General features: G+C 56.3%; 11 protein-coding genes. 8 read left to right on the top strand and 3 right to left on the bottom strand.

Going from position 1 to position 16,355, the window contains the following annotated elements:
- Positions 1 to 18 precede the first annotated feature (18 nt).
- A complete protein-coding gene (locus tag HUO12_RS00090) occupies positions 19 to 2,913 on the bottom strand; it encodes a TonB-dependent receptor (RefSeq protein WP_176271668.1) in 2,895 nt (964 codons plus the stop codon).
- A gap of 413 nt (positions 2,914 to 3,326) precedes the next feature.
- Positions 3,327 to 4,193 (bottom strand): helix-turn-helix domain-containing protein, encoded by an 867-nt coding sequence (locus HUO12_RS00085; protein WP_176271667.1) that lies wholly within the window; start codon positions 4,191 to 4,193, stop codon positions 3,327 to 3,329.
- Between the two features lie 169 nt (positions 4,194 to 4,362).
- Between HUO12_RS00085 and HUO12_RS00080 the strand changes: the two genes are divergently transcribed.
- The 8 genes from HUO12_RS00080 (at position 4,363) to HUO12_RS00045 (ending at position 13,726) form a co-directional block, all read left to right on the top strand.
- Positions 4,363 to 6,630: an alpha-galactosidase gene (locus tag HUO12_RS00080; RefSeq protein WP_176271666.1), complete on the top strand. Its 2,268-nt coding sequence runs from the start codon at positions 4,363 to 4,365 to the stop codon at positions 6,628 to 6,630.
- Positions 6,627 to 8,120 carry a glycerol-3-phosphate dehydrogenase gene (gene glpD, locus HUO12_RS00075; RefSeq protein ID WP_176271665.1) on the top strand — a complete coding sequence of 498 codons (1,494 nt, stop codon included), beginning with the start codon at positions 6,627 to 6,629 and terminating at the stop codon, positions 8,118 to 8,120. Before HUO12_RS00080 ends, glpD begins: the two co-directional genes overlap by 4 nt.
- Positions 8,117 to 9,205 carry a galactose-1-phosphate uridylyltransferase gene (locus tag HUO12_RS00070; protein WP_176271664.1) on the top strand — a complete coding sequence of 363 codons (1,089 nt, stop codon included), beginning with the start codon at positions 8,117 to 8,119 and terminating at the stop codon, positions 9,203 to 9,205. The genes glpD and HUO12_RS00070 overlap by 4 nt, the downstream gene beginning before the upstream one ends.
- Positions 9,198 to 10,247 (top strand): galactokinase, encoded by a 1,050-nt coding sequence (gene galK / locus HUO12_RS00065; protein WP_176271663.1) that lies wholly within the window; start codon positions 9,198 to 9,200, stop codon positions 10,245 to 10,247. The genes HUO12_RS00070 and galK overlap by 8 nt, the downstream gene beginning before the upstream one ends.
- Before the next feature lie 36 nt (positions 10,248 to 10,283).
- Entirely contained in the window at positions 10,284 to 11,309 is a 1,026-nt protein-coding gene (gene galE, locus HUO12_RS00060; protein ID WP_176271662.1) for a UDP-glucose 4-epimerase GalE, read from the top strand.
- A 64-nt stretch (positions 11,310 to 11,373) separates the two neighbouring features.
- Positions 11,374 to 12,240 carry a LysR family transcriptional regulator gene (locus HUO12_RS00055; RefSeq protein WP_176271661.1) on the top strand — a complete coding sequence of 289 codons (867 nt, stop codon included), beginning with the start codon at positions 11,374 to 11,376 and terminating at the stop codon, positions 12,238 to 12,240.
- A 120-nt stretch (positions 12,241 to 12,360) separates the two neighbouring features.
- Positions 12,361 to 13,368 (top strand): sodium-dependent bicarbonate transport family permease, encoded by a 1,008-nt coding sequence (locus tag HUO12_RS00050; protein WP_176271660.1) that lies wholly within the window; start codon positions 12,361 to 12,363, stop codon positions 13,366 to 13,368.
- A gap of 43 nt (positions 13,369 to 13,411) precedes the next feature.
- On the top strand, positions 13,412 to 13,726 hold the full coding sequence (locus tag HUO12_RS00045) for a P-II family nitrogen regulator (protein WP_176271659.1): 315 nt from the start codon (positions 13,412 to 13,414) through the stop codon (positions 13,724 to 13,726).
- Positions 13,727 to 13,756: 30 nt separating this feature from the next.
- On the opposite strand, the gene HUO12_RS00040 is transcribed toward HUO12_RS00045, so the two are convergent.
- The gene (locus HUO12_RS00040) at positions 13,757 to 16,309 is read right to left on the bottom strand and encodes an EAL domain-containing protein (RefSeq protein ID WP_176271658.1); all 2,553 of its coding nucleotides are present in this window, start codon (positions 16,307 to 16,309) and stop codon (positions 13,757 to 13,759) included.
- Positions 16,310 to 16,355: the final 46 nt, after the last annotated feature.

Here is a 16,355-nt window from a genome sequence, read left to right as displayed (position 1 = left end):
GGGAGGAGCGCGAAGCGATTAGAAAGTCGCGCGAACACCTGCGGTGTAGCGAGCGCCGGTCCGCAGATAAGTCAGCAATCGATTTGGGAAACGAGAGAAGTCACGCGTGTCTTCGCCCAGAACGTTGATCCCTTCGACAAAGACCTGAAACTGATCATTCAGTTCATAGCTTGCCGAAAAGTCGAGCTGTCCAAAGCTCTCGCGCTGACGTGGTTCGCTGAATTCTGCCTGCCCCTGCACGAGGAAGCCGTCACGGTAGTTGTATGAGACGCGCGCTGCGAGCGGCCCGTTCTCATAGAAACCCGTGACATTGACGGTGTGTGGAGTGAAGCCGTTGAAACCCAGGTCGCCCGCCGGCGCATTATCGCGCGAAGACGTGACGTATGTGTAGTTCACGATGCCACCGAACCCGTTATCGAAGGTCTTCTGGAAGGCAAGCTCAAGGCCGGAAATGCTACCCGAAAGGCCGTTGCGCTGACGTGTGTCCTGAAACTCTACGTTTTCGATCTCATCCGTCGGACGCCCGCCGTTTCCAGCTGGGAAAAGGACTGGATTCACAACGGTGATCGTTGAGGTTTCAATGAAATTGCCCAGCTCCTTGTGGAATCCGGCGACACTGAAATAGCTCAGTGTGTCGAAATACCATTCGAACGAGATGTCGAAGTTGTCGGCTTCGAAGGCTTCAAGTAGCGGGTTGCCGCCGGTCACAAGCGGAGCGTTGGAACGGCCGGAGAAGGTTTCAGCAACACCCAGAGCCGTCAGCGTCGGACGCGTGACCGTCTTGGCGTAGCTTAGACGCACAACAGTATCTGCGCTCGTCTCAAGCTTCATGTTGAATGAAGGCAGGAAATTGAAATAGTCGTTCGGAATGCTGGTTTCGACAGCATCACCACGTGTCACCACCAACTGCGTGTCACCCGGCGTTTCGCTGAACTGGACAACCGGAGCGGTGATGCCGGTAGAAACAACATCGGTCCATGCCACCCGGAAGCCAAGATTGGCCGCGAACGGAATGCTTCCGAGTTCGCCTTCCCACTGAGTGTTCAGGTAAGCCGACATGATCTCTTCTTCGACCTGGAAGCTGCCCGAAGGATTGAAAGTCGGCGTATAAATCCCGAACAGCGGATCGATGCCCGGGCTGTTGAGATAAGCGAGCAGCTCAGCTGTATTCCCGCCTGTCCGATCCACATTGTTGAGGTTTGCTGGGTCGTTGAGGACTGCAAACGCGTCTTCAAACGTCGCATTGAGGATAGTCGCAGGAACGGTTTCTGCACCATCAACTCCGGACAGGAAACCATCGAAATCGAATTCGCCCAGTATCGAGGTGTCGAACGGAACGGTGTAGCCGCAATAGGCACAGAAGATCTGAGCGGCCGTAATGCTTGATGTGGGATCCGTGAAGTTGTCGAACAAGTCACGCGATTTCTCGCGGTCTGTCCTCAAAGCACCAACCTGGACCTTGTACAACGGTCCCTTGTCGACTTCCCAGTCAGCATCGAAACGCATCTCGAACACTTCATCTTCGATCATCGTGCGGTTGACGTTCACAAAGTGAAGCCGCTGGATATCGCGATCGACAAAGTCTTCCGCATTGATGTTAGTGATCGTGGAGATGCCGGTTTCGCTGATCGACTCAATCAATGGTGAAGTCGGTGCAAGCGCGCCGAGCACTACGAACGGGTTGGTGCCATCACGTGTCGCGCGCGACCATGAAATGTCAGCCACGAATTTAAGTCGATCATTCGCTTCAAGCTCGAAATTGCCGCCTAAAGCGTAAGTCTTCGCTTCGCGGTTTCGTGACGTGATCACGTTGTCGTTTTGCGAAGCGCCAACAGCGTCAGCGATATCGGGGTTTCGTGCCTGGAAGTCGAGGCTTGGCCGACTGAATGATACGACCGTGCCATTGGCGTCCACAACAGGATCAATGAATGGCGGGCTGAAGAAGCCCGAGAACTGTGTCGCAAAGCTCGAGATATCGAATTTAGAATACAGACCATCAAACGTCGCAGTGAACACGTCGCTCGGCGCGAATTGCAATGCGCCGTTTAGTGTCAGTCGTTCGCGGTCTTGCAAGTCTCGGTCAATGACAACCTGCTGCTGGACGCGCGCACCGTCCGGCAGGAAACCGAATGATGTATCATCCAGAAGCTCTGATGATTCTGGTGCCAGCACGACTACGTCGCCATCATCCGGATCATTGTCAGGATTATCGCGCAGCGCATAGCCATTGGTGAAGACCTGATCGAATTGGGATTCACGCTTGTTATAAGATGCGCCTGCGAGCACGCCGACAACGCCGTTATTCCAGGAGATGACACCGCTGATGTCTGCGCCCAGCTCTTCGCTCAGCTCTTCATATATGCCTGCGACAGATACCGAGCCATCGAAACCCTGCGGGCGGTCCAGCGGGCGTGCCGTGGTAACATTTACAACCGCGCCAATACCGCCGGACTGAAGGGTCGGCGTTGCGGCCTTGTAGACTTCAGCTGTCTGGATGATGTCAGACGACAGTACATCGAAAGAGAATTCGCGGCCGTCATTGTCAGTTGCAAGCGTTCGCCCATTGAGAAGCACAGCGTTGAACTCAGGACCAAGGCCGCGCACTGTGATGAACTGGCCTTCACCGCCTGAACGGTCAATCGCCACACCGGTGATGCGCTGAAGCGATTCAGCAACGTTCTGGTCCGGGAATTTGCCAACGTCCTCAGCTGAAACCGCATCAACGACGGCGATTTGGTCGCGTTTTAGGTCAATCGAGTCCTGCAAGCTCTTGCGAAAGCCTGAGACGATGATGACATTATCATCCTCCGCTGCCGGCGCATCCTGAGACGCATCCTGTGCAAGCGCGGGGGTGGACAAGGCGATCGCTGAAACGGCAGCTGTCTGCGCCAACAGTGTCTTAGTGATTTTCATTCTCTGTCTCCCTAAGAGTTTCGTTGTTTTTTAAGTTGGAAGCACTCGATTGGCTTCAAAATGTGAGCGCAGCAGAAGAGCTGGCAACGGTGATTGGTAATGTCGGATTTCGGGTCAGGCGGTTTGCCAGACAGATAGGAACAACCCACCAGGCAATTATGACCGGCGAAGTTTGTATCGCTCGTTCCACTCTCCTCCTTCTCCCGCAGCACACGTTCCAACGCGTGCCAAACACCAAAGCGAGCCTCTTTCGAACTCGTCTTTCAACCCCAACATCGCGCTTTGTGCCGCGAATTGAATAGGCGTATTGGAAGCAAGATGTATTTTTTGGCATTTACCAACTGGAAATCGCAGCGACAGAATCTCGATTGGGAGGACTGGCTGCGAGGCAAAGGAAGGCTGTCTCGAAAAAACTAGCCTTCCATCTCATGGTTTCCCATTTCATCAAATTTGACGATTTCACGCTTCACTCGTGAGCGGTATTCAGTCGGTGACCAACCCACGGTTTTGCTGAATTGGCGACTGAAATGATACTCGTCGCAATATCCAAGTTCTTCCGCAATATCGCGCAAGAGTATGCCCGGCTCGCTCAGCATCTCGCATGCCCGCTCCATTAAGAGGCCAGTTCTGAATTGGCCTGGCGAACGGCCTGCCAGCTTTCGGAAACGCTTGCGAAATGCCTCGTAGGAATAGCCAAGGGAGCACGCGGCGACCCGTATATCAAGATGTTCGGAAACGGCTGCTTTGGCCTGCTCCACCCAGACGATATCATTGCTATAATCCTCCTGACCCGCCTGTTGAATGTCAGCGAGCAATTCCTGCAACTGGATGGACTCCTGCAAGAGTTCGCTTTCAGTTACAGCTTGCGAACGACCGATGACCTGTAGGATACGATCGCGCCAGAAATTCAGGGGCTTAAGCGGAATAACGGGATGATCTCGATCAAAGCAGCCCACTTCCCGCCACATGTCGAATACCGGCCCTTCGAAAACAAGGTAAAACTCATCCCATGTCTCGCCCTTCGCGGGTCCATACCAATGTTCACGGCCAGGGAAGACCACAATCGCATCGCCCGCTTCAACCTTGAGATCGAGGCCCCGCTCATCGCGATAGCGTCCTTGCCCTCGAGTGACATAAACCAGCGTAAAGTGCGGCAACACTCGCTTGCTTGTCAGAACACCCACACCATTATGCAGAAAGCATGCAATCTTGATCCCACCAATAGGCGACAAGTGCAGATTTTGCTTGTAGACTTTCTCTTCCCACATAGGTTCATCCATTAATGGCTTAACCAAGCCGAGGTACTAATTCTACGAACATGAACTACACGAATACCAAAATATTCATGCTGCGCCAAATTTGCCCTTCACTTATGCAAAAAGAGTGCGTTTCTTGTCGTAGGCGATCAAGGCTGAATGGCCACGCTTGGGGACAGGATGGACGTGTTGGATGACAGAGAGTGTCAAATCGTGTGGCTCACTTCGCGGGGAGAACGAGGCGAAGAACACACTCGCGGATGGTGAGAATTTATCCTTCGATGAAAGCGTGGGCACCGCAGCCGTGCCGCGCGGGGATCTGACCGGACATCAGTTCGTCACCCTGCGCGCGAGCGGAACACTGGTTGTTCTCGAAGTAGGACCAGACACCGCGCCAGCGTTGCTTTATGCCGGGCCTGATATTCCCAATGCGGCACCTAATGAGCTGTCGGTTCTTCAGACCCGAAAACACATACCAGGCGGGCCAACGAACCCTGTTCGGGGATCGCTGCTCAATGAGATCGGCAGCGGAGTTTCTGGCCCATCTGGCCTGCTGGCGCATAGATCGGGTCAGCATTGGGCCATCAATCTCAAGACCTTTACGGTCGAGCAGGCGGACGAACGCCACGTGGTATTAAAGTGTCGTGACATAACCGCTGGTATCGAGGTTCGCCACGAGTTTTCGCTCACCGGCGACAGCGGAGTTCTGACTTGCGCTACAACGCTCATCAACGCGTCCGATGAACCGTTGAATGTCGAATGGTGCGCGAGCCTCTGCATCCCTGTTGATTCCAGGCTTTCCCGCACTCTCAGCTTTACCGGACGCTGGGCCGGAGAATTCCAGATCGAGGAGATCGATGCATTCAGAGGCAGCATCGTTCGCGAAAACAAGGCCGGGCGCACAAGCCACGATGTATTTCCGGGGCTGTTTCTTGGGACACCCGCGACTCAAGAAGAACAGGGACTTGCAGCCGCTTTCCATCTCTCATGGAGCGGCAATCATCGCTGGCGAGTAGATCGTCAGAACGATGGTCGGACCATTGTACAGATGGGTGAGATGCCCCTCCCCGGGGAAATCCGTCTCGCGCCGGGAGAGGAATATCGCACTCCCGATATGATCGCATGCTGGTCGCGCGACGGTTTCGGCGATGTGTCACGTCGACTGCACTACCATCTGGCCACTGACATCCTGGAACAGCGGCACATCGCGAAGCCGCGTCCGGTGCACTACAATACATGGGAAGCGGTCTATTTCGATCATGATATGAGTGCTCTTCACGAGCTCGCCGAGAAAGCCGCAGCAGTCGGAGCAGAGCGCTTCGTGCTTGACGATGGCTGGTTTGGCGGACGGCGCAGCGATAGTTCTGGTCTTGGCGACTGGTGGGTTTCAGATGACGTCTACCCTGAAGGCCTTAGACCGCTGGTCGACAAAGTGCACTCTCTTGGCATGGAATTTGGCCTCTGGTTCGAGCCGGAAATGGTCAATCCGGACAGCGAGCTCTACAGCAAACATCCCGATTGGGTGCTAAGGGCAGAAGGTCTTGAGGCGGTGCCGTTCCGCGGTCAGCTGACACTCGATCTCACCAAGCAAGAGGTCTTTGAGTATCTCTTCGAGAGAATCACCGGGTTGGTCGCCGAACTTTCCATCGCTTACATCAAATGGGACATGAACCGGGATACGAATTTCCCGGCGAGCGCTGGTCGTGCAGCGATGCATCGCCAGACAAAAGCGGTATACAAGCTGCTTGCGGCAATCCGCCAAGCCCATCCTGACCTGGAAATCGAAAGCTGCTCGTCTGGCGGCGCGCGTGCCGATTACGGAATTCTGCAGCATACGGATCGGGTCTGGACTTCCGACAATAACGATGCCCGTCAGCGTCAGGACATCCAGCGCGGAGCGAGCTATTTTCTTCCCTTGAGAGTCCTCGGGTCGCACGTAGGACCAAAGCGTTGTCACATAACCGGTCGGCGCTTCACGATGGAATATCGCGTTGCAACTGCGATCTTCGGTCACATGGGCATGGAGCTGGATCTTCGAGAAGAGAACGAGACCGATCTCGACGTGCTCAAAGCCGGTGTCGCGCTCTACAAGAAGCACCGCGACCTTATCCATTCAGGCGAGTTCTTCCGCTTGGAGCGATCAGACATCATCAACTTTGTTGGGTGTGTGTCAAAGTCCAAGGACGAAGCACTGTTTTCCTGGGCCAAGACTGAAGTCGATCCGCAAATGCATCCCGCTCGTACATACTTCAGTGGCCTCGATCCTGCGAAGCGATACCGACTGAAGCTGGTCTGGCCGCATCAAGTTCCGGCCATTCAGGGCCAATCGATAGTCGATGCGGCCAATCTGGCTGGGGACGGAGCAGTGTTCTCTGGCTCGGTTTTGATGGAGCATGGTATTCAGGCGCCATTGGTTTATCCTGACACTTGCCTGATCTATCATTTGAAAGCTGAGCATTGACCTCTGATCAGACTTACGACTTGCTTGTCATTGGCGGCGGGATCAACGGCGCGGGCATTGCTCGCGACGCGGCAGGGCGTGGACAATCCGTGCTGCTGGTTGAGAAAGACGATCTCGCTCAGCATACATCCAGCGCTTCGACCAAACTTGTACATGGTGGACTGCGCTATCTTGAGCATTACGAGTTTCGCTTGGTTCGGGAGAGCCTGATCGAGCGCGAGCGACTCTTGAATATCGCTCCTCATATCATCTGGCCGCTGCGGTTTGTTTTGCCGCATGATGAAGGCCTTCGCCCCAAATGGATGCTGCGTTTGGGGCTGTTTCTCTACGACAATCTGGGTGGGCGAAAACTGCTGCCCGGTACACGAACAGTCAACCTGCGCGACTACCCTCATGCGGAAATCCTCGAAAGCCGCCTGAAAAAAGGCTTTGAGTATTCCGATTGTTGGGTTGAGGATTCGCGTCTTGTAGTCCTCAACGCAATGGACGCGAAGGAGCGCGGCGCTGCGGTTCTAACGCGGACCAATTGTGTCGCGCTGGACCGTCGCAAGGACCTTTGGCTGGCAACGCTTCGCGCTGCTGATGGCAGCGAACGCCGGGTCAAAGCGCGCATCGTAGTGAACTCGGCAGGTCCTTGGGTTGATGATGTGCTGGGACTTGCCAAGCCTGGAAACAACCAGCGGAACTTACGGCTGGTCAAAGGCAGCCATCTGATCTTCCCGAAGCTTTATGAAGGCCGCCACGCTTACATCTTCCAGAACAAGGATGACCGTATCGTTTTCGCGATACCTTATGAACGCGAATTCACGCTGGTCGGGACAACCGACGTCTTGTTCAAGGAAGACCCCAACACTGTCGCGATCTCCGATGAAGAACGGGCTTATATTTGCGATGCCGTAAACGAGTATCTGCGGGTCGATGTGACGCCGGATCAAGCCGTCTCAGACTATTCCGGTGTGCGCCCGCTTTACGAAGACAATGCGTCTGACAACTCGACAGTGACGCGCGACTATGTCTTCGCGCTGGATGAAGACGGCCCGCCGATCCTGTCGATTTTCGGCGGCAAGATCACAACCTATCGCAAGCTTGCCGAGCATGCGCTGGAGAAACTTGGCCTTGGTGACGGCGAAAGCTGGACCGCAGAAGCTGATCTGCCGGGCGGCGATATTGATCCCGCTCGCTTTGATGAATTTTTTGTCCAATGCGTTACCCGCTATCCGTGGTTTGGCCCCGACGGAACAATTCGTCTGGCTCGCGCTTATGGCACACGCATCAGCCAGATACTCGGCGATGCGAACGGTTTGGAGGACCTTGGCAAGCATTTTGGCGGCGACCTCTACGAAGCCGAATTGCGATATCTGGTTGAGCACGAATTCGTGACCACTGCCGAAGATGTCTTGTGGCGGCGAAGCAAGCTTGAATTGCATCTGGACGAAACCGCCAAGGCCAAGATCCGCGATTGGTTCAGCCGGCGAAGGCAAGCCGCATGAGCGATCAACACAGGCTGAGGCGCGCAGTAGGTGAAGCGCCGGTTTGGCGGCGTGATTATCGCAAAGCCGATGGACGGAAGCTCTATCTCTACGGCCATGAGGAGCACAACCTCGCGCCTATGCCGGAAAGTGCGGACGAAATCGCGCAAGGCGGTGAAGTCCGCTTCCATCCCCTGCGCAGCGAGTGGAATGTCTACGCAGCACACAGGCAGAATCGCACGTTCAAGCCGCCTGCTGCGGACGATCCCCTTGCTCCGACACGAGCAGACGGACCTGCAACGGAAATCCCTTTCGAGGATTTCGAGCTCGCGATATTCGACAACAAATTTGCCGCTTTTCACAACTCCGCATCCGAAACCGCCCAGCTGGCCGGGATGGCAAGTGAACCCGCCAAGGGCGCCTGCGAAGTGGTTGTCTATTCGCCAAAGGCGAGCGGCAGTCTGCACACGATCGGCAAGGATCGTCGCCGGTTGCTTCTCTCAGCAATTCTAGACCGCTACGATGCGCTTTTCTCATCGGGTTGCAACTATGTTCTGCCGTTCGAGAACCGCGGCGATGAAGTGGGCGTAACGCTGCACCACCCGCACGGGCAAATCTACGGCTTCAAGCACATCCCGCATGTCCAGCAGCAGGCGATGAGCGCCTTCGCCGATGGCTATGACCTTGCTGCAGAGATCAATATCGCAACGCCGGACTATGGCTTGGGTGAAAGCGGCGGGATCGCGGCCTTTGTCCCGCGCTTTGCGCGCTTCCCCTATGAAGTTTGGCTTGCCCCGATGGAGCGCCGCGCGGGTCCATGGGATTGCACAGACGGTGAGCTGGAAGCGCTGGCGGAGTGGCTCGGTGAGATCACACGCCGCTTTGACGCTATGTTCGAAGGGCCGGCAGCGACCATGATGGCATTTCATGCGGCGCCCAACCCAGAAGCGCATGCAGCGCCGGGCTACCATTTCACCGTCCAGTTCTACCCGCTGCTGCGCGCGCCGGGCCGTGTGAAATACCTAGCCTCGGTCGAGCAGCACACCGGGACGTTTACCGTCGATGTCATGCCTGAAAGCGCAGTGGAAGCTTTGCGCAATGTCTGAGAGTTTTCGCGCATTTTGCCCCGCGCGCGTCAATCTGATCGGCGAGCATATCGACTATAATGGCGGCACCGTGCTGCCAGCCGCGCTCGCGATCGGAATTACAGTCGAGCTGAGACCGCGCGATGATAGACAGGTCACGATCCGTTCGGCCCAGCATGAAGGGCTAGTCACCAGGTTATTGGACGACGCTTTTTCCGACCATTGGGCCGACCCTGCTCTTGGGGCGGTGATTGAAGCCAAGTCGCTTGGACTGCTTTCCGGCGGCGCGGATATTGCAATCAACTCCACCATGCCCGCTGGCTCCGGTCTCTCGTCTTCGGCTGCGCTGATGGTCGCAATCCTCAAGGCTGCCCGTGACGCGAGAGGAGACGGAACGAACGATGTCGAGCTGGCAGTCGCGGCGCGTCGGGTCGAGAATAACTTCCTTGGCGTACCCTGCGGTATTATGGACCAGATGGCAGTCGCGCTCGCCTCCCCTGGCAAAGCAATGGCACTCCAGACAGAAACGCTCGATTGGAAATTGCTCGACCTCATTCCAGGCTATTCGATGGCAGTGATCCATTCAGGCATCACGCGCAAATTGACTGATGGTCAGTATGCAGCGCGAAAGGTCGAGTGCGATGCTGCGAAAGAGCATTTCCAGACCGACGATCTCTGTCATTTGGATGAAACCGAGATTGAAGCGGCGGAGTTGCCTGCCAATGTTCGCCGCAGAGCGCTTCACTGCGTGACTGAGAACACGCGCGTCCTTGCTGCGATAGAGGCGTTAGGACGCTCCGACGCCACCCAGCTTGGCGCTCTCATGAACGAAAGCCATGTATCGATGCGGGACCTGTTCGAAATGTCGCTTCCGCCGATTGACACGCTGGTCGAAGATGCAGTTCGTTTCGGCGCGGTAGGCGCGCGATTAACCGGGGGCGGATTTGGCGGCTGCATTGTGGCCTGTGTTGCAGATGATAGGCTCGACGAGTGGCAAAGCCGGTTGCTTGCCGCTCACGAAAGCGCCTATCCGATTGCCAGCGTCAGCTCGCCCGCAGCCTAGCTCCACTTCTTCCAAGCGTCTTCGAGGATCACGTTCATGAGCACCTCTTCCAAGCCTCCCGTTCTCGTCACTGGTGGCGCGGGCTATATCGGCAGCCATGCCGTACTCGCCTTGAAAGACGCAGGCTGGTCTATTGCGGTAATCGATAACCTTACCACAGGCTTCCGCTTTGCTGTGCCAGACGATGTCCCGTTCTACCAAGGCGACATTGCCGATGCCGACTTGCTCGCGCGCATTTTTGCCGAGCAAGGTATGGGCAATGGAGTGGGCGGGATCATGCACTTTGCAGGCTCGATCATCGTGCCTGAGAGCGTGGAAAACCCGCTCAAATATTATCACAACAACACCGCGAAGAGCGCTGCCTTGGCTGAGGCTGCCGTAAAAGCCGGAGTGCCGCATTTTATCTTTTCCTCGACGGCCGCAACCTATGGCATCCCGGAAAGCTCGCCGATTTCCGAGGACAGCCCGAAGTCTCCGATCAATCCCTATGGTTGGACGAAGTTGATGACCGAGCAGATGCTCAGCGATGTCTCCGCCGCCCATCCGATGAACCACTGCGCACTGCGCTATTTCAATGTCGCGGGCGCTGACCCCCAGGCGCGCAGCGGCCAGTCAACCGCAGGCGCAACGCATCTGATCAAGGTTGCGGTCGAAGCAGCTTTAGGCAAACGCGGCCATGTCAGCGTGTTCGGGACCGATTACGACACACCTGATGGCACTGGCGTGCGAGATTATATCCATGTCGCTGACTTGGCCAACGCGCATGTGTTGGCTCTCGAAGCACTGATGGAACAGCCCGAGCGCTCGCTCACCATGAATTGCGGTTATGGCCGCGGCTTCTCAGTGATGGAGGTGCTCGACGCAGTTGACCGTGTGACCAACCAGCCGCTCGACCGCCGCATTGAAGGCCGCCGCGCAGGCGACCCTGATTCGCTCGTATCAGACCCGTCGCAGATCAGAGCCACTGTCCCTTGGCAGCCTCAGCATGACAACTTGGAAACTATCATAACACATGCGCTCCAATGGGAACGGCGACTCAGTGAAATTCGTCAAGGAGGCTAGGCTCGACCAGTCGAGAAACGCGTTGTAGGGGTTCGCATATTGATCACAAAAAGCGAACGTTACGATGCTGAACTACAACCATTTGCGATATTTCTGGGCGGTGGCAAAGGAAGGCCATCTGACCCGCGCGGCTGAGCGTTTGAACGTATCGCAGTCGGCGCTTTCCGCGCAGATCAAGAAGCTCGAACACCAGTTGGGCCATGCGCTGTTCGAGCGGCGCGGACGCGGTCTGGTCCTCAGCTCTGCCGGGCAAATCGCCATGGCCTATTGCGACACGATCTTTGCGCATGGTGAAGCGCTGCAAAGACGCTTGAAAGATGGACTGGAGGATAGTCAGCCGGTGCTGCGCGTCGGAGCGATTTCGACCCTGTCGCGTAACTTCCAGCTCGGATTGCTCCGCCCTCTTCTGGCTGACGGATCGCATCGCATTGTCATCCGCTCAGGCTCTACGGCCGAGTTACTTGCAGCGCTCGAAGCACATGTGATCGACATGGTTTTGGTCAACCAAGTGCCTTTGCGCGATTCCGCAACGCGATGGACGGCGCGCGTTCTTGACGAGCAACCGGTCAGCCTGATCGGAACGCCAGAACGTGTACGCGGTCGCACCGACTATGCGGAGCTGATGACCGGCGAGCCGCTTATCCTGCCAACCGGCGACAGCGGCCACCGCAATGATATCGACTTGATCGCAGAGCGCTTGGATCATGCACTGACCATTGCTGCTGAAGTCGATGACATGGCGATGCTCCGCTTGCTTGCGCGCGAGGATGCAGGGCTAGCGGTGCTGCCCCCTATTGTCGTGCGCGATGAGCTTGCTTCAGGACAGTTGGTCGAGGCGTGCCAACTACCCGGAATTGTTGAAAAGTTTAGTGTGATCACGCTGAAGGATCGCTTTACGCACCCTGCACTGGAAGCTCTGCTTGCGGCCTAAGTAATCACTTCAATCATTCGATTCCAAAGAACATTTCATTCGAAACATTATATTTTACCGAATTGAATGATGCTCCTAATTGGCCCGGCGAACCACTGATTTCGCGGAGCCATCACCCTCATGGACCTTCTCGCCAATTTCGCTTCGAGCTTTGTCTCGCAGTTGCAATCACCCACGCTCGCATTCCTGATCGGAGGGATGGTGCTCGCTGCAACTGGCAGCAAGCTTGCCATTCCGGATGCGGTATACCGCTTTATCATCTTCGTTCTGCTGATGAGCATTGGCCTTCATGGCGGAATGGAAATCAGAGAGGCTGATCCGACGGAGCTGGCCCTCCCCGCATTGTTTGCAGCCCTCATCGGCGTGATAGCGGTCTTGCTGGGCGCGCAGACACTCGGGCGACTGCCGGGCGTCAGCAAGGACGATGCCTACGCGACGGCTGGCCTGTTCGGCGCAGTCAGCGCATCGACTCTGGCGGTTGCGATGGTGGTTCTGGAAGAGAAGGAAATCCCGTTCGAAGCATGGGCGCCCGCTCTTTATCCGTTCATGGATATCCCGGCATTGATCCTCGCAATCGTCCTCGCAAGTCTCGCGAAGGCCAAACAATCGGGCGAGAAAGCAAAGCGTGTAGCAATTGGCGAAATCATCAAGGACTCGCTGCGCAGTTCAGCTCTGTCAGCGCTGCTGCTTGGCCTCGCCATCGGATTCATCGCAGAGCCTCGCGAGGTTCATGAAGGCTTCTACGACCTGCTGTTTCGCGGCTTTCTGTCCGTGCTGATGCTAGTCATGGGCATGGAAGCCTGGGCCCGTCTTTCAGAGCTACGGCGCGTCGCGCACTGGTATGCGGCCTATGCGGTCATCGCCCCTATTACGCATGGCCTGATCGGCTTTGGTTTGGGCTACATCGCGCATGTGCTGGTTGGCTTCAGTCCCGGCGGAGTGATCATCCTTGCGATTATCGCAGCTTCAAACTCGGACATCTCAGGACCGCCAACCTTGCGCGCGGGCATTCCCGGGGCCAACCCATCGAGCTTCATCGGCGCTTCGACGAGTGTCGGTACGCCCATCGCAATCGCAGTGTGCGTGCCGCTGTTTGTCGCTCTCGCCGAAGTAGTATTCGGGCTGTGACGGCTCCGCTAGTAAGTTTGATTGCGAAGAAGGACTAAGGACAATGGCAAAACCAGCGACAACAGTCACAATCATTGCCGAACGGCTGCTTCAAGCGAAGATCTTCAAGCTGCTCGATGAAACAGGCGCTAGCGGCTACACCGTGGTTGAAGGCAGCGGCAAAGGGCATAACTTAATCCGCACGCATGAGCGCCCGTCTATTGTGCGCGATTTCGACATAGTGCGGATCGAATTCGTGATGAGTGATGGCGAACATGCTCGCGAGATCGCGCAGCAGATCGCGGACACCTACTTCAAGGATTACTCAGGGATTATCACAATTTCACCGGTTGAGGTGCTGCGACCGGAGCTGTTCTAAGGACGGTTCGCGCGCTGCGAACTAAGCGCCTCAGGCGACACGCAAGTCAGTTGCTTGCACCGCTTCTTCTTTCGCAGCGCTATCACGCGGTTCCGGGCGGCCGATATGATAGCCCTGGAAACATGCGCAACCGAGCTGCTGCAAGACTTCCAATTGGTCTTCCGCTTCAATGCCTTCAGCTGTCACATCGATATCGAGCGAGCCAGCCAGCGAGACGATGGCCGATACGATCGCTTCGCTGCGACGCGAGCCCAAGGCAGCCTGCTGGACAAAGCTGCGGTCGATCTTGATCATGGAGAAGCGGATCTTCTCGATATAACCAAGCGAGGAATAGCCGCGTCCGAAATCATCAAGCGCGAACCGCACGCCAAGCTGGTTCAAGCTCGCAAGCAGCGCATCGAGCTCCTCATCCATTTCAAGCAGCATTGTCTCTGTGACTTCCAGCACGAGGCGATCTGCTGAAAGGCCACTTGAAGCCAGCGCTTCAACGACCGTGCCAAGAAAGGCATTGGTGGAGAGTTGCAAGGCTGAAATGTTGACGTTGAGTTTGACATGCTCCGGCCATGTCGCCGCTTCCTTGCAAGCGCTGCGCAACATCCACGCGCCAAGGCTCTCAATGAGCAGCGATTCTTCAGCGATCGGGATGAAAACATCCGGCGGAATGTTGCCCCGCTTCGGGTGCGTCCAGCGCATAAGCGCTTCGTAAAACTGTACTTCGCGCCCTTCGCCGCGGATAATCGGCTGATAGTGAATGGACATTTCGCCATTCTTCAGAGCGTCTGCCAGATCGCTTTCCAATTCGGCCTTCTCTTCGAGCCTCATCCGCATGTGCGATGTGTAGACGACTGCGGTACCACGGCCTCGCGCCTTCGCTTCGTAAAGTGCAAGGTCGGCATCAGTCATCATGCCGCTATTGGTGTCCGCATCTTCGCCGATCACTGCGATACCGATCGAGGCACCGACGTTCATTTCATAGCCGTCGATTTCAAATGGCTCGCTGACCCGAGCGATGATTTCGTGCGCGATTGGCGTCGCTTCCGCCGAATTGTCGATATCGGTCAGGATGATAGCAAATTCATCGCCGCCCAGCCGGCCCATCACGCCGCCTTCTCCTACGACACTGCCAAACCGTTCGCCCAGTTGCGCGAGCAATTGATCGCCAGCGCCGTGGCCGTACACATCGTTCACTTGCTTGAAGCGATCCAAGTCGATCAGCATCAGTACGCTTGCCGCACCCCCAGCAGCGCGACTGGCAAGCTGCGCATCCAGCAGTTCACTGAAGTGATCGCGTGAGAAGAGCTTGGTCAGACTGTCATGCTGCGTCACATAAGTGAGTTTCTGGTTCGCCTCTTCAATCGCAGCGCGGCTGCGACTAACGTTCCGCAGTATAAGGAGCGCGCCGGCAACTGCCATGATCGCAAATAAGATACCAAGCGTCAAAAGGATGACGCGGCTCTGCTGCGCTTCCAGCTCAACATCCTTCGCCTGCTTCTCAGCCGATAGACGCGCGATGCGCTCTTCGCGTTCAGCTGCATCGAAACGTGCAGCGAGGATCGCGTTGTTTGCCTTCGCACTCAGATCACGAGCCTGACTGTCCAACCTTCCAAATGCCTCAAGGTGATCGGCTGCAAGACGATAGTTGCCGAGACCGCGATAGACTTTGTACGCAGTCTCATGAAAGTCGCGGAAAAATGGTGAAGTCGAAGCCAAGTCCTGACCATCGAATGTACGTTTGAGAAACGCTTCGGCCTGCGCAAGATTGCCGCGCTCGAAGGCAACTTGAGCGCGAACGCCATAGAGGAATGGTGCCCACTCCTGAGCTCCGTCCCGGGCCAGAGCCAAACCTTCCAGCGCGCTTTCGTCGGCTGCTGAAAGGCGACCGCGAAGCAGCTGGGTTGAAGCGATGTTGTTGTAGATCCGCGCTTCCAGCAGCGGGCTTCCCATCCGCTCTGCATCTCTCAGGGCATTACGGAAAGCCGCTTCTGCTTCCTCAAGGCGCCCGAGATCGCGCAGTGCATTGCCTTTGTTGTTGTGTGCCGAAAGTGAAAGCGCGGGATCGTCTGGATAAATGGCATTTGCTTCGCGATAATAGCGCAGCACCCGCTCATAGTCGCGCGCGTCAGAATAAAGCGATCCGATGTTCTGCAATGCAAGTGCGGCGCTGCGCTTTTCACCCAACGCAGTGTACCGCTCATGCGCTTTCAGAAACGCCGGAAGTGCCGCACCATAGTCGCTCGATGTCGCAGAAATGGAACCGTATGACCGCAGCAAATCGGCATAGAGCTTGCTGTTTGGAATGGTTCGCTCTGCTTCTGCGAGTGCAGCACTAGCAATTTCTGCGGCCTCGTCAGCGCGGTTCAAACGCAGCAGCGCTTCAGCTTCCAACCAACTGGCTGTGAGATGCGCTTCTTGCGCTGCTGCATCTTCGCCATCGACATGTTCCGCTGCTGCGCGCGCGTGTCTAAGCGCTGCGGCGGAATCGGCCATCATGGCGGTCTTGGCCTTAGCGATTTCGGCTTCAAACTGCTCGCCTTGAGCAATCGCCATGCCAGGCATGGACGCAATTGCAATCCATGCCGACATGCCAATTATCAATGATCGAGCGCTACGCTTCACGAAGACCTTACCC

It is taken from the genome of Altererythrobacter lutimaris (genome assembly GCF_013371495.1).
In the GTDB taxonomy this organism is placed as follows: Bacteria; Pseudomonadota; Alphaproteobacteria; order Sphingomonadales; family Sphingomonadaceae; genus Erythrobacter; species Erythrobacter lutimaris_A.
Note: the sequence above shows the minus strand (reverse complement) of the source record. Positions and strands in the feature narration are given on the sequence as shown.

Coding starts and splice junctions, on each gene's coding strand:
- HUO12_RS00090 (WP_176271668.1), bottom strand. CDS start 2,913: ATGAAAATCACTAAGACACTGTTGGCGCAGACAGCTGCCGTTTCAGCG.
- HUO12_RS00085 (WP_176271667.1), bottom strand. CDS start 4,193: ATGGATGAACCTATGTGGGAAGAGAAAGTCTACAAGCAAAATCTGCAC.
- HUO12_RS00080 (WP_176271666.1), top strand. CDS start 4,363: ATGACAGAGAGTGTCAAATCGTGTGGCTCACTTCGCGGGGAGAACGAG.
- HUO12_RS00070 (WP_176271664.1), top strand. CDS start 8,117: ATGAGCGATCAACACAGGCTGAGGCGCGCAGTAGGTGAAGCGCCGGTT.
- galK (WP_176271663.1), top strand. CDS start 9,198: ATGTCTGAGAGTTTTCGCGCATTTTGCCCCGCGCGCGTCAATCTGATC.
- galE (WP_176271662.1), top strand. CDS start 10,284: ATGAGCACCTCTTCCAAGCCTCCCGTTCTCGTCACTGGTGGCGCGGGC.
- HUO12_RS00055 (WP_176271661.1), top strand. CDS start 11,374: ATGCTGAACTACAACCATTTGCGATATTTCTGGGCGGTGGCAAAGGAA.
- HUO12_RS00050 (WP_176271660.1), top strand. CDS start 12,361: ATGGACCTTCTCGCCAATTTCGCTTCGAGCTTTGTCTCGCAGTTGCAA.
- HUO12_RS00045 (WP_176271659.1), top strand. CDS start 13,412: ATGGCAAAACCAGCGACAACAGTCACAATCATTGCCGAACGGCTGCTT.
- HUO12_RS00040 (WP_176271658.1), bottom strand. CDS start 16,309: ATGTCGGCATGGATTGCAATTGCGTCCATGCCTGGCATGGCGATTGCT.